The following is a 13,439-nucleotide window of genomic DNA, read 5'->3' as shown; positions in this document are numbered from 1 at the left end:
CGAGAGTCGTACCCATGACGGACTTGCACCGCCCGAGCGGCGACGAGGGTGATCAGGGGTACTCGCGGCAGCAGCCGTACACCGGACCGGGCGCACCGGTCTGGCCGCCGCCCCCGGCGTACGCGCCCCCGGCCCCCGGCCCGCGTGCCGAGCGCGGGCGGGCCCGGCGGCCCGTCGCGCTGATCGCCGCCGTCGCCATCGTCGCCGCGGCGGTCGGCGGTGGCGCGGCGACCCTCGTCGGCCGGCTGACCGGCACCGCCCCCACCGGCTCCACCGGCACCGGGGTGAGCGGCACCAGCGTCTCGCAGTCCAGCAAGGGCACCGTCGCCGGTGTCGCCCAGGCCGTGTCGCCGAGCATCGTGGAGATCAGCGCCGACTCCTCCGCGGGCCGGTCCACCGGCTCCGGTGTGATCATCACCGCGGGCGGCGAGATCGTCACCAACAACCACGTGATCTCCGGTTCCTCATCGGTGAAGGTGCGGCTCAGCGACGGCAGGACGTTCCCGGCCGAGGTCGTCGGCACCGACCCCGACAAGGACCTCGCACTGATCAGGCTCCAGGGCGCGAGCGGACTGAAGGCCGCCACGCTCGGCGACTCCGGCACGGTCCGGGTCGGTGACGAGGTGGTGGCGATCGGCTCGCCCGAGGGGCTGACCGGCACCGTGACCAGCGGCATCGTCTCCGCGCTCGACCGCGACGTGACCGTCTCCAAGGACGAGGAACAGCAGCAGCGACAGCAGGACCCCCGCCAGGGCTGGCCCTTCGAGTTCGGCGGGCAGCGGTTCAACGGGGACACCGGCTCGTCGAAGACGACGTACAAGGCCCTGCAGACCGACGCCTCGCTCAATCCGGGCAACTCCGGCGGCGCGCTGATCAACATGAACGGCGAGATCATCGGCATCAACTCGGCGATGTACTCCCCCGCCTCCTCCAGCGGTGCCGGTGCGGGCAGCGTGGGTCTCGGCTTCGCCATCCCCGTCGACACCGTCAAGGCCGATCTGGACAGCCTGCGGGCGGGCTCCTCCTCCTCCTCCTCCTGAGAGCCGTCATGAGCGCGTGCGAGGCTGACCCCATGACCACAACCGGTGACGCCGACCGCATCCTGATCGTCGACGACGAGCCCGCCGTCCGCGAGGCCCTCCAGCGCAGTCTGGCGTTCGAGGGGTACGGCACCGAACTCGCCGTCGACGGCGTGGACGCCCTCGCCCGGATGGAGGCGTACCGGCCCGACCTGATCGTCCTGGACGTCCAGATGCCCCGGATGGACGGGCTGACCGCGGCCCGCCGCATCCGGGCGGCCGGGGCGACCGTGCCGATCCTGATGCTGACCGCCCGCGACACCGTCGGGGACCGGGTGACCGGGCTCGACGCGGGCGCCGACGACTACCTGGTGAAGCCGTTCGAGCTGGACGAACTGTTCGCCCGGATCAGGGCGCTGCTGCGGCGCAGTTCGTACGCCGTGGACTCGGGCGCGCCGGCGGAGGGCGACGTGCTGGCCTTCGCGGACCTGCGGATGGACCTGACGACGCGCGAGGTGACCCGCGGCGGGCGGCGCGTCGAGCTGACCCGTACCGAGTTCACGCTGCTGGAGATGTTCCTGTCCCACCCCCGGCAGGTGCTGACCCGGGAGCAGATCCTCAAGGCCGTGTGGGGCTTCGACTTCGAGCCGAGCTCCAACTCCCTGGACGTGTACGTGATGTACCTGCGGCGCAAGACGGAGGCGGCCGGCGAACCGCGCCTGGTCCACACGGTGCGCGGCGTCGGCTACGCCCTGCGCGGAGGGCCCGAGTGACCGGACCGCTGCGGCGCTTCCGGGCGCTGCCGCTGCGCTCGCGACTGGCCCTGCTGACGGCGACGGCGGTCGCGGTGGCCGTCGCGGCCGTGTCGGTGGCCTGCTGGCTGCTGACCCGGGCGCAGCTGCTCGACGAGCTCGACACCTCGCTGCGCAACACGGCGGCGCCGGAGAACCTGGTGCGCGAGGCCGTGATCGCGTGCCGCACCACGGGCACCGGGGACGGCGACGGCACGGGCAGGCCCGGCTTCGCCTACACCCAGGTCGTCACCCCGGACGGCAGCCGCTGTGTGGCGCCGTACTCGCGGGCCGTACGGGTGCGGGCCGAGGACGTCGCCGTCGCGAACGGCGCCCGGACCGACTCGCTCCACACATCGGCCACCGACAGCGGCGAGTCGGTCCGCGTCCACACCCAGCGCTCCACCATCGCCCTGCCGGGCACCAGGCCCGTCGAGGTCGCGGTGTCGCTGGCCCGCCCGCTGGGCGAGATCGACGCGGCCCTCAACCGGCTCGCGCTGCTGCTGACCGCCCTGGCCGGCATCGGCGTCATCGGCGCGGGGGCGGCGGGGCTCTGGGTCGCCCGCACCGGCCTCCGGCCGGTCGACCGGCTGACCGGGGCGGTCGAGCACGTGGCCAGGACCGAGGACCTGACCGTGCGCATCCCGGTGGAGGGCGAGGACGAGATCGCCCGGCTGTCCCGGTCGTTCAACGCCATGACGGCGGCCCTGGCGTCGTCGCGCGACCGTCAGGCGCAGCTGATCGCCGACGCCGGGCACGAGCTGCGCACGCCGCTCACCTCGCTCCGTACGAACATCGAGCTGCTGGCCCGCAGCGAGGAGACCGGCCGGGCGATCCCGCCCGGGGACCGGCGGGCGCTGATGGCCTCGGTGAAGGCCCAGATGACCGAGCTCGCCGCGCTGATCGGCGACCTCCAGGAGCTGTCCCGGCCGGACGCGGTGGCGCCGGGCCGGCTGGAGGTCGTCGCGCTGCACGACGTCCTGGACGCCGCGCTGCGGCGCGCGCGGCTGCGCGGCCCGGAGCTGACGATCACGGCGGACCTGCGCCCGTGGTTCGTGCGGGCCGAGCCGGCGGCGCTGGAGCGGGCGCTGGTGAACGTGCTGGACAACGCGGTGAAGTTCTCGCCGCCGGGCGGGACGGTCGAGGTGGCGCTGGCCGACGGCGAGCTGACGGTACGGGACCACGGTCCGGGCATCGCGGCCGACGAGCTCCCCCACGTCTTCGAGCGGTTCTGGCGCTCGCCGTCCGCGCGCGGCCTGCCGGGCTCGGGCCTCGGGCTGTCGATCGTGGCCCGCACGGTGGGCCACGCGGGCGGCGAGGTGGCACTGCGGGCGGCGGAGGGCGGCGGCACCCGCGCGGTGATCCGGCTGCCGGGGGCGTCGACGCCGCCGCCCGGTTCAGTTGTGCCGGATGAGTGACTCGACCAGTCCGGTACGGGTGTCGGGGAAGTCCAGCGGGACGATGCCGAGCCCCTTCCAGCCGGACGCCTCGGCCCCGTCGACGAAGGCGTGGACGCGCGGGTTGAGCCGGTCGGAGTTCCAGCGGGGCGGCAGCAGGGCGGAGGTGGAGACGTAGTTCACGTACAGCTTCCCGGGCGTCTGCGCGGCCTTGCGGAACTGTGCCTCGATCTTCGGGTACTTGGCGCCGGGCTCGGCCATGTAGTCGTCCTGGATGTCGAACAGCGCCCCGTCGCCGTAGCGGACCCCGGGCAGCCCCCCGTTGTCGGCGAGCAGGACCACCCTGCCCCGCGCCTCGCCCAGCGTGGGCAGGCCGTCGCCGATGCGGAAGAGCCCGCGCCAGCCCTTCCCGTCGAGGTAGAGGTCGAAGATCCGCCGGAAGGCGGCGTCGCTCTCCTCCGAGTACTCCTGCTTCACCCGCATGAGGACGGTCTCGGAGGGGTGGGCCGCCAGGAAGTCCCGGCAGGCGATGAGCACGTCACCGAACATCAGGTTCTGGTAGGACGCGCCGTGGTGTATGGCGAAGGCGTCGCCGGTGATCCGGCAGCGTACGTCCAGGAACCGGATGCCGCTGTCCAGCTGCTGGGCGATGGTGGTGGTCTGGCAGGCCGCCCAGGGCCCCCCGAACCGGGCGCCGGAGTCGTGCGTGCCGGGGATGGTCAGCTGTCGCAGCGGTACGTCCCCGCCGATGGCGCCCATCCAGTCCCGCACCCCGGCGCGGGTGCGCCCCCGCGCGGCCGGGGCGCCGATGACGGTGGCGAGGGAGACGGCGGCCGCGCCGGTCAGGAAACGGCGTCTGTCCATGCCCAGGGTTCGCTCCATGCGCCGGATTATGACCCGTTCACGTCAAGCTCACCAGGGCCCGGACCGCAACGGCCCCGGGGCGGGGGGACGGCAGGGCCGCACAACGGGAGCGGGGCGGCGGACCGTCCGGTCCGCCGCCCCGCCGCCGTACCGCCCGCCGCTACTTGACGACCGTGATCCGGTCGGCCGCCGGGGGCGTGATCGGCGCGGTGGCCGAGGAGTTCGCCGCCAGGTACGCGTTGAAGACGTCCAGGTCGGAGGCGCCGACGAGCTTGTTCTTGCCCTGGGCGAGGGCCGGGAAGCCGTCACCGCCACCCGCGAGGAACTCGTTCATCGCGACCCGGTAGGTCTTCGCCGGGTCGATCGCCGTGCCGTTCAGCTTCACCGAGGCGACATCGATCCGGGCCTCGCCCGACTTCGTCAGGTCGAGCGTGTACGTGAAGCCCCTGGAGACCTGGAGGATCTTCGGCGAGGCCGCGTTGGAGCCGCTGACCTGCTGCTGGAGCGCGGTGATCAGCTGGGCGCCGGTCAGGTCGACCACGTTCATCATGTTGGTGAACGGCTGCACGGTGAACGCCTCGCCGTACGTCACCACCCCGTCGCCCTCGCCGCCCGAGGACGCGAACACCAGGTCGGAGCGGATGCCGCCCGGGTTCATCAGCGCGATCTGGGCGCCGCCCTTGTCGGCCGGGGACAGGCCCGCCAGCTGCGCGTCCGCGATCAGGTCGCCCAGCGGCTTCTCGTACGCGGTGGAGCCCCGGCCGTTGATGTCGGCCGAGATGAAGCCCTGGGGCTTGCCGGCGATCGGCGCGGCCAGCGTGTTCCACCGCTTGATCAGCGAGGTCATGTCCCGGGCCGGGGCCTGGTCACGGCTGACGACGTGGTTCGCCGACTTCACCGACGTACGCACGATGTCCTGGGTGCGGCGGTCGTAGGTGAGGGTGGTGTCCGTGTAGAGCTTGCCGTACGAGGACGCCGAGGTGACCAGGCGCGGCTTGCCGGACGGGTCCGGGACGGTGCACACGTACGCCTGGTGGGTGTGACCGGTGACCAGCGCGTCGACCTTGGGCGTGACGCCCTTGGCGATGTCGACGATCGGACCGGAGATGCCGTCGCCCGCACCCGGCGAGTCGCAGTCGTAGTTGTACGAGCCGGAGGCGGGCGCGCCGCCCTCGTGGATGAGGGCGACGATCGACTTCACGCCCTGGCGGTCCAGTTCCCTGGCGTACTTGTTGATGGTCTCGATCTCGTCGTGGAACTTCAGTCCCTTGACGCCGTTGGCGGTGACGATGTTCGGCGTGCCCTCCAGGGTCACCCCGATGAAGCCGATCTTGACGCCGTTCTTCCGCCACACCGTGTACGGCTTGAGGATCGGCTTGCCGGACTTCTCGTTCGTCACATTGGCGGCCAGGTACGGGAAGTCGGCACCCCTGAAGGTCTTGCCCTTCTCGTAGCAGCCCTCGACCGGGTGGCAGCCGCCGTTCTGCAGGCGGGCCAGCTCGACGGCGCCCTCGTCGAACTCGTGGTTGCCGACCGTCGTCACGTCGAGGTCGATCTTGTTGAGCGCCTCGATGGTCGGCTCGTCGTGGAACAGGCCCGACAGCAGGGGGCTCGCGCCCACCATGTCGCCGCCCGCGGCGGTGACGGAGTACGGGTGGCCCTTGCGGGCGGTGCGCAACGAGGTGGCCAGGTACTCGACACCACCGGCCGGGATCGCCTTGACGGTCCCGTCGGCCTGCGTCTCGCTCACGGTGCCGGCGGAACCGGCCGGCGGCTCCAGGTTGCCGTGCAGGTCGTTGAAGGAGAGCAGCTGCACGTCGACCGTGCGGCCGGAGGCCGGGTGCGCGGGCTGCGCCTGCCCCCGGTCGTCCGCGCCGGCCGGCATGGCGGCGACCAGGGCGCCGACGGTGGCGAGTCCGGCGGCGGTGGCGAGTATGCGCCGGGCCGCACGGTTCTTCTGCGGTGTCGCTGACATCTGTCCCCTCGTGAGTTCAGCGTGGCTCGTTGTCTGCCAGCGCAGCCTAGGGTCAACGCGCGTAGCGCAACAGGGGGTGGCGGGTTACGAGCTGGTTGCCTTCAGCCGCACGGCCCCTGCCGGTTGGGCCGTTCCGGGGACGGCCGGCGGCACCGGCGGCATCCGGCCCCGCCGCGCTGCCGACGGCCGCCGGCCGCCATCCCGCCGGGATCCCCGGGAGACGATCTAGGCTCGTACGTATGACGACTGACGCTCCTGTACCGGCCCTCGAACCGGGCCGCCGTATCGACACCTTCGACGAGCTCACCCCCGAGCAGGCCCAGGACGTCCTCGACCTGCTCACCGAGGCGGCCCGCGCCGACGGGATGCAGGCCGTCTCCGAGCAGGGACGGCTCCAGCTGCGCGGCGGGCGGCGCCCCGGTGTGCGGCACCTGCTGCTGAGCCTGCGCGGCGAGCTGGTGGGGTACGCCCAGTTGGAGGACACCGACCCGGTCGAGGCCCCGGCCGCCGAGCTGGTCGTCCACCCCGCCCACCGGGGCCGGGGGCACGGGCGGGCGCTGGGCAGCGCGCTGCTGGCCGCGTCGGGCAAGCGGCTGCGGGTCTGGGCGCACGGCGGCAAGTCCGCGGCCCGCCACCTGTCCCAGGTCCTGGGGCTGACCCTGTTCCGCGAACTGCGCCAGCTGCGGCGACCGTTGGTCCCGCTGGACATCCCGGAGCCGGTGCTGCCGCCGGGCGTCACCGTCCGCACCTTCGTGCCCGGACAGGACGACGCGGCCTGGCTGGCCGTCAACGCCGCCGCCTTCGCCCACCACCCGGAGCAGGGCTCGCTGACCCAGCGGGACCTGGACGACCGCAAGGCCGAGCCGTGGTTCGACCCCAAGGGCTTCTTCCTCGCCGTGCGGGAGTCGGACGGACAGCTGGTCGGCTTCCACTGGACCAAGGTGCACGCCGAGGAGCAGCTCGGCGAGGTGTACGTCGTCGGGATCAGCCCGGACGCGCAGGGCGGGGGCCTGGGCAAGGCGTTGACGGCGATCGGTCTGCGGCACCTGGCGGGCGAGGGACTGCCGACCGCGATGCTCTACGTCGACGCGGACAACACGGCCGCCCTGACCGTGTACGAACGCCTGGGCTTCTCGACGCACGAGGTGGACCTGATGTACCGGTCGGAGACGTAGGGCCTCTCGTACGGTCCCCCTGGGATCGCCACGGATCCCGTCCGGGCTCACGGCGTGTGCCGGCCAGGACCGTGCCGGGTCGCGGTGGTCCGCGGTGGCCCGGGCCGCTGGGCGCCGGTCCGGACCCGCCGCGGGCGGTACCGGGCGGCAGGGGCGGTACGGGCGGGTCCCCGCGGGCGTACCGGGCGGCAGGGGGCACGGGCGGGCGGTACCGGCGGGGGCGCGCCCGGTCGGCCCCGCCCCGGGTTGCGCCCGGCCGGTTCCTCCGGTTCCGCATCGCGCTCCGCGCCCCGCGCGGCTGATCGTCCGCACGTCCGCACCCGGTACGTCACGTCCCCGTTACCGAACATTCAGACACGCTTGCGAAGCTCGGCGAATGAAGCCCGCCGTGCCCGAGCTCCCCGAGGGCTCTCCGGACCCCGCCGAAGGACGGCCCGGACGACTGCCCAGAGGGAGACTCCCCTCCACCACGGCCCGCTCCGACGCGCCCGACCAGCCCTTCGCGCGGAAGAATGGTGCCATGAAGCAGCAGCCCGCCGAGGTCCCGGTCCAGCACGTACAGCCGTCCGTCGGTTCCATAGCCGCGCACCGGCCCCACACCGTGGCATCCGGGCCGGTCTCCGACCTGGAACCGGACATCGATGCCGATCTCGACGCGTACGAGGAGGACGGCGGGAGCGCCGAGCTTCCCCAGGGACGCTTCCTCGACCGGGAGCGAAGCTGGCTCGCGTTCAACGAACGAGTGCTGGAACTGGCCGAGGATCCCGCTACACCGCTCCTCGAACGAGCGAATTTCCTCGCGATCTTCGCGTCCAACCTGGACGAGTTCTTCATGGTCCGGGTGGCCGGCCTCAAGCGCCGTATCGCCACCGGCGTGGCCACCCGTTCCGCGTCCGGGCTCCAGCCCCGTGAGGTCCTGGACCTGATCTGGACGCGTTCCCGCGAGCTCATGGCGCGGCACGCCGCCTGCTTCCAGCAGGACATCGCCCCCGCCCTGGCCGACGAGGGCATCCACCTCATCCGCTGGCCCGAGCTGACCGAGAAGGAGCAGGCCCGGCTCTTCACGCTCTTCCGGCAGCAGATCTTCCCGGTGCTCATCCCGCTCGCCGTGGACCCCGCGCACCCCTTCCCGTACATCTCCGGCCTCTCCCTCAACCTGGCCGTGGTGGTCCGCAATCCGGTCAGCGGCCACCGCCACTTCGCACGCGTGAAGGTCCCGCCGCTGCTCTCCCGCTTCCTCGAGGCGTCCCCGCAGCGCTACGTGCCGCTCGAGGACGTCATCGCGGCGCACCTGGAGGAGCTCTTCCCCGGCATGGAGGTGCTCGCCCACCACATGTTCCGGGTCACCCGCAACGAGGATCTGGAGGTCGAGGAGGACGACGCCGAGAACCTCCTCAAGGCGCTGGAGAAGGAGCTCATGCGGCGCCGCTTCGGCCCGCCGGTGCGCCTGGAGGTCGAGGAGTCGATCGACCCCTACGTCCTCGACCTGCTCGTGCGCGAGCTGAAGGTCTCCGACGCCGAGGTCTACCCGCTGCCCGGCCCGCTCGACCTGACCGGCCTGTTCGGCATCTCCGCGCTGGACCGGCCGGAGCTGAAGTACCCGAAGTTCGTGGCGGGCACCCACCGCGACCTCGCCGAGGTCGAGTCCGCCTCCGCCCCGGACGTCTTCGCCGCCCTGCGCGAACGCGACGTGCTGCTGCACCACCCGTACGACTCCTTCTCCACCTCCGTGCAGGCGTTCCTGGAACAGGCGGCCGGCGACCCCGACGTCCTCGCCATCAAGCAGACGCTGTACCGGACCTCCGGCGACTCCCCGATAGTCGACGCGCTGATCGACGCCGCCGAGTCGGGCAAGCAGGTGCTGGTCCTGGTCGAGATCAAGGCCCGCTTCGACGAGCAGGCCAACATCAAGTGGGCGCGGAAGCTGGAGGAGGCCGGCTGCCACGTCGTGTACGGCCTCGTCGGCCTGAAGACGCACTGCAAGCTGTCGCTGGTGGTCCGCCAGGAGGGCGAGATCCTGCGCCGCTACAGCCACGTCGGCACCGGCAACTACCACCCCAAGACGGCCCGCCTCTACGAGGACCTGGGCCTGCTGACCGCCGACCCGCAGGTCGGCGCCGATCTCTCCGACCTGTTCAACCGGCTCTCCGGCTACTCGCGCCGGGAGACCTACCGACGGCTGCTGGTGGCCCCCAAGTCCCTGCGGGACGGACTGGTCTCCAGGATCGACAAGGAGATCGTCCACCACCGGGCCGGGCGCCCCGCCTCCGTCCGCATCAAGGTCAACTCGATGGTCGACGAAGCGGTCATCGACGCCTGCTACCGGGCCTCCCAGGCCGGCGTGCCGGTGGACGTGTGGGTGCGCGGCATCTGCGCCCTGCGCCCCGGGGTCACCGGTCTCTCCGAGAACATCCGGGTCCGCTCGATTCTCGGCCGGTTCCTGGAACACTCACGGATCTTCGCCTTCGCGAACGGCGGCGAGCCGGAAGTCTGGTTCGGCAGCGCCGACATGATGCACCGCAACCTCGACCGCCGGATAGAGGCACTGGTGCGGGTCTCCGACCCGCACCACCGCGCGGCCCTCAGCCGGCTCCTGGAGACCGGCATGTCCGACACCACCGCCTCCTGGCACCTCGGCCCGGACGGCGACTGGACCCGGCATGCGGCGGACCCGGACGGCCAGCCGCTGCGCCATGTCCAGGAGATGCTCATAGACGCGCGGAGGCGCCGGCGTGCACAAACCTGACCAGGTATCCGCGGACGAGGTACTGGCGACGTACCTGCATGCCCGCGCCGGGGACTTCCTGCGCGGCCTGCGCCTGCACTCCGAGAGCGGCGCCGACACGGCCGGCTCGGAGGAGGCGGCGCGCGGGCTGCGCGCCGCCTCCCGCCGGATCAGCGCGACCCTGCACACCTTCCGGCCGCTGCTCGACGCGGCGTGGGCGGACCAGCTGCGCACCGAGCTCGCCTGGCTGTCCGGCATGCTCGCGCAGGAGCACGCCTGCATGTCCCGTCTCGTCCGGCTCGTCGAGGCGCTGTCCCGGCTGTCGGGCGGCGGGGCGGGCGTACCCCCGCCCCGGTCCGGCGGCGGCACCCTGTCCGTGGGCGCGGCCCGCGCCGGGGCGCTGCTGGAACGGCAGCTGACGCTCGCCAGGACCCGGGCACACTCCGCCGCGCTCCAGGCGCTCGGTTCCTCACGGTTCCACGCGGTCGCCGACGCGGTGGCGCTGCTCGCCTCGGAGGTGCCGCCCGGGCCGGCCGCGCGCCGGTCCGGCGAGGCGCTGGTCACGCCGGCGCGGGCCGTCGAGCAGCGCCTGCGGGACGCGGTCGGCGCGCTGCCGATGACGCCCGCCGTGGGCGGGGAGCAGCAGGACGCCTCCTGGCACCAGGTACGGCTGCTGCTGCGGCTGCACCGGTACGCGGAGGAGGTGCTCCGTACGGGGACGGCCCCGGCGTCCGTGCTGTACGAGGCGGGCCGCGCGCTGAACCGGCACAGGGACGCCGCGGAGGCGGCGGCCGCCGCCGCGAACGCCGCGCGCACCCCGCGCATCGCCCCCGCGACCGCGTACGCGCTGGGGGTGCTGCACGCGGACCAGCGGCACGAGGTGGAGGCGGCCCGGCTGGCCTTCCAGCGCGCCTGGCAGCGGACGGCGGTGACGGCACGGTGACCCCGGCGGACCCGAAGGCCCCGGCGGCGCCCGTGCTCGCGGCGGGCTGCGTCCTGTGGCGCCGCTCGCCCCTCACGGGTCTGGAGATCTGTCTGATCCACCGGCCCAAGTACGACGACTGGTCGTTCCCCAAGGGCAAGCTCAAGCGGGGCGAGGACGCGCTGAGTGCCGCGGTCCGCGAGGTCCTGGAGGAGACGGGCCACCACTGCGCCCCGGATACCCGGCTCCCGACGGTCAGGTATTCGGCGAACGGGCGCCCCAAGGAGGTCTCGTACTGGGAGGCCGAGGCGACGGGCGGCGCGTTCACGCCCAACGCCGAGGTGGACCGTCTGCTGTGGCTGCCGCCGTCGCAGGCCCGGGCCCGGCTGACCCACCCGCAGGACCCGCCGCTGATCGACGGGCTGCTGGCGGTCGTCGCCGCCTGAGCGCGGCCCGCCCGCCGCACCGCCCTGCCGCCCGCCGCACCCCCCCTGCCGCCCTGCCGCCCTGCCGCCCTGCCGCCCGCCGCGATACGGGCGGGCGCACCGGTATGGGTACGCCGTCACGGGTCACCCGTCGTCCCGGGACGCGCACTTCCCGATCAGGGGCCCGACGGTGAAAATGAAGGGATCCGACCATGACGCCGGAATTCGAGTCATCACCGCCGGCGCCGTGCCGGAGAAATCCGCGCAACGGAATCCATGGCACTCGATTCAAGGTCCCTTTCCCCTTTCCCTATTTTCCCCAACCGAATTGCCGCCAGGCCGGAAAAGCCGTCGAGAACCCCTCGCGCCCACGGCACGGGCCCGGTTCCCGGACCCGGGAGACGTACCGGACCGAGGCCCGCCGCCACCGGCCGGCCCGGCGGGGAGAACCCCGATGACCTCCTCCCTGACCGACCCGTCCCCCTCGCCCCCTCGGCCGTATGAGCCATATGGACCGCACGAGCCCTATGAGCCGCATAAGCCGAAAATCGGCCGAACCTACCGGTCCCACCGGTTCGGGCGGACCGGCGGACCGACGGCCGGCCCGCCCGTCCGCGCCCCGAAGCAACGGCACGACGGCGCACAGAACCCCACAGAACACCCCGCATACACGTACAGATCCGGCCACCTCGCCCCCGGCGCGCGGACCGGCCGCCACGCCGCCGCCACGCCGCCGCCCCGGCCGCCCCGTCGGCGCTTTCCCCCGGACGGCCGCCCCGCCCGGCCGGGGAGCACCCGGCCGTACGTCGAGGTTCACCCTCCGTTAACCCAAGTGCTGACGGACGCTTCACCTGTTCTGCCTAATTTCGGCTGTGCACGGTGTGAGTCGGCCGCGAAAGGCGCAGCTCCTCCGGGCACCCCTACGCAGTCCTCTTGGCACGCCGCCCCGATACAGGAAGTGGCCGGCGGCTTCTGGAAGGAACACCCGAAAGTGAAGCTTCAGCGCAAGAACATGCTTCGTGCCACCGCTCTCGGGGGGCTCGTCGTGTCCGGCGCCCTGGTCCTCACGGCGTGCGGCTCGGACGACAACACGAAGACGGGCACCAACGCCGCCAAAACGGCCCAGGCGGGCGACATCAAGTGCGACGGCGCCAAGGGGCAGCTCCTCGCGGCCGGCTCGACCGCCCAGAAGAACGCCATGGACCTCTGGGTGAAGAACTTCCAGGCGGCCTGCTCCGGCGTCGAGGTCAACTACCAGGCCATCGGCTCCGGCGGCGGCATCACCAAGTTCAACCAGGGCCAGGTCGCCTTCGCGGGCTCCGACTCGGCGCTGAAGGAGAACGAGGTCGCCGACTCCCAGAAGATCTGCAAGACCGGCAAGGGCATCAACCTGCCCATGGTCGGCGGCCCGGTCGCCATCGGTTACAAGCTCGACGGCGTGGACAACCTCGTCCTCGACGGCCCCACCCTCGCGAAGATCTTCGACACGAAGATCACCAAGTGGAACGACCCGGCGATCGCCAAGCTCAACCCGGGCGTCAAGCTGCCGGACACCGCGATCCAGGCCTTCCACCGCTCCGACGAGTCCGGTACGACGCAGAACCTCGGCAAGTACCTCAGCGAGGCCGCCCCGGCCGAGTGGAAGTACGACGCCAAGTCGAAGTCGTGGCCCGCCCCGGGCGGCCAGGCCGCCAACGGCTCCTCCGGTGTCGCGAACGCCGTGAAGGACGCCAACGGCGCCATCGGCTACTTCGAGCTCTCCTACGCGACCGCCAGCAAGATCAGCACGGTCAAGCTGAACACGGGCGCCGCCGAGCCGGTCGAGGCCACCACCGAGAACGCCTCCAAGGCCATCGCCGCCGCCAAGATCAAGGGCACCGGCAGCGACCTCGCCCTCTCCCTCGACTACAAGACCAAGGCCGCGGGCGCGTACCCGATCATCCTGGTCACGTACGAGATCGCCTGCGACAAGGGCAACAAGCCGGAGAACCTGCCGACCCTCAAGGCGTTCCTGAACTACACCGCCAGCGAGGCCGGCCAGAAGGTCCTCACCGACGCCGGCTACGCCCCGCTCCCCGCCGAGATCGCGGCCAAGGTCCGCGAGATCGTCCCCACCCTGTCCTGATCCCGACCGAGGCCGCCCCGG

Annotated in this window: 10 protein-coding genes; 8 read left to right on the top strand and 2 right to left on the bottom strand. The window is 72.5% G+C overall.

Annotation, left to right across the window (positions count from 1 at the left end):
* The first annotated feature begins 14 nt into the window (after nt 1–14).
* Genes PUR26_RS24450 through PUR26_RS24440 form a run of 3 tightly spaced genes read left to right on the top strand, consistent with a single transcriptional unit; the run spans nt 15 to nt 3,228 of the window.
* A complete protein-coding gene (locus PUR26_RS24450; RefSeq protein WP_329875034.1) occupies nt 15–1,040 on the top strand; it encodes a S1C family serine protease in 1,026 nt (341 codons plus the stop codon).
* Nucleotides 1,041–1,048: 8 nt separating this feature from the next.
* Entirely contained in the window at nt 1,049–1,792 is a 744-nt protein-coding gene (locus tag PUR26_RS24445) for a response regulator transcription factor (protein ID WP_443077152.1), read from the top strand.
* Complete coding sequence (locus PUR26_RS24440) at nt 1,789–3,228, top strand: HAMP domain-containing sensor histidine kinase (RefSeq protein WP_329875030.1); 1,440 nt, start codon at nt 1,789–1,791, stop codon at nt 3,226–3,228. The genes PUR26_RS24445 and PUR26_RS24440 overlap by 4 nt, the downstream gene beginning before the upstream one ends.
* On the opposite strand, the gene PUR26_RS24435 is transcribed toward PUR26_RS24440, so the two are convergent.
* Nucleotides 3,208–4,071 (bottom strand): phosphatidylinositol-specific phospholipase C, encoded by an 864-nt coding sequence (locus PUR26_RS24435; protein WP_329875849.1) that lies wholly within the window; start codon nt 4,069–4,071, stop codon nt 3,208–3,210. The genes PUR26_RS24440 and PUR26_RS24435 overlap by 21 nt on opposite strands.
* Nucleotides 4,072–4,231: 160 nt before the next feature.
* Nucleotides 4,232–6,046 carry a bifunctional metallophosphatase/5'-nucleotidase gene (locus PUR26_RS24430; RefSeq protein ID WP_329875028.1) on the bottom strand — a complete coding sequence of 605 codons (1,815 nt, stop codon included), beginning with the start codon at nt 6,044–6,046 and terminating at the stop codon, nt 4,232–4,234.
* A gap of 239 nt (nt 6,047–6,285) precedes the next feature.
* On the opposite strand from PUR26_RS24430, the gene mshD reads away from it, so the two are divergent.
* The 5 genes from mshD (at nt 6,286) to pstS (ending at nt 13,418) form a co-directional block, all read left to right on the top strand.
* A complete protein-coding gene (mshD, locus tag PUR26_RS24425) occupies nt 6,286–7,221 on the top strand; it encodes a mycothiol synthase (RefSeq protein WP_329875026.1) in 936 nt (311 codons plus the stop codon).
* A 520-nt stretch (nt 7,222–7,741) separates the two neighbouring features.
* Nucleotides 7,742–9,967 (top strand): RNA degradosome polyphosphate kinase, encoded by a 2,226-nt coding sequence (locus PUR26_RS24420; RefSeq protein WP_329875024.1) that lies wholly within the window; start codon nt 7,742–7,744, stop codon nt 9,965–9,967.
* A complete protein-coding gene (locus PUR26_RS24415) occupies nt 9,954–10,889 on the top strand; it encodes a CHAD domain-containing protein (RefSeq protein WP_329875022.1) in 936 nt (311 codons plus the stop codon). Before PUR26_RS24420 ends, PUR26_RS24415 begins: the two co-directional genes overlap by 14 nt.
* Nucleotides 10,886–11,314 (top strand): NUDIX hydrolase, encoded by a 429-nt coding sequence (locus PUR26_RS24410; protein WP_329875020.1) that lies wholly within the window; start codon nt 10,886–10,888, stop codon nt 11,312–11,314. The genes PUR26_RS24415 and PUR26_RS24410 overlap by 4 nt, the downstream gene beginning before the upstream one ends.
* 970 nt (nt 11,315–12,284) lie before the next feature.
* Nucleotides 12,285–13,418: a phosphate ABC transporter substrate-binding protein PstS gene (gene pstS, locus PUR26_RS24405; RefSeq protein ID WP_329875018.1), complete on the top strand. Its 1,134-nt coding sequence runs from the start codon at nt 12,285–12,287 to the stop codon at nt 13,416–13,418.
* Nucleotides 13,419–13,439: the final 21 nt, after the last annotated feature.

Origin of the sequence: Streptomyces sp. SP18CS02 (genome assembly GCF_036322365.1) — a bacterium.
Classification (GTDB): Bacteria; Actinomycetota; Actinomycetes; order Streptomycetales; family Streptomycetaceae; genus Streptomyces.
The sequence above is the reverse complement of the archived record's forward strand: the minus strand, read 5'-3'. Positions and strand labels throughout refer to the sequence as shown.

Coding starts and splice junctions, on each gene's coding strand:
- PUR26_RS24450 (WP_329875034.1), top strand. CDS start 15: ATGACGGACTTGCACCGCCCGAGCGGCGACGAGGGTGATCAGGGGTAC.
- PUR26_RS24430 (WP_329875028.1), bottom strand. CDS start 6,046: ATGTCAGCGACACCGCAGAAGAACCGTGCGGCCCGGCGCATACTCGCC.
- PUR26_RS24420 (WP_329875024.1), top strand. CDS start 7,742: ATGAAGCAGCAGCCCGCCGAGGTCCCGGTCCAGCACGTACAGCCGTCC.
- mshD (WP_329875026.1), top strand. CDS start 6,286: ATGACGACTGACGCTCCTGTACCGGCCCTCGAACCGGGCCGCCGTATC.
- PUR26_RS24445 (WP_443077152.1), top strand. CDS start 1,049: ATGAGCGCGTGCGAGGCTGACCCCATGACCACAACCGGTGACGCCGAC.
- PUR26_RS24435 (WP_329875849.1), bottom strand. CDS start 4,071: ATGGACAGACGCCGTTTCCTGACCGGCGCGGCCGCCGTCTCCCTCGCC.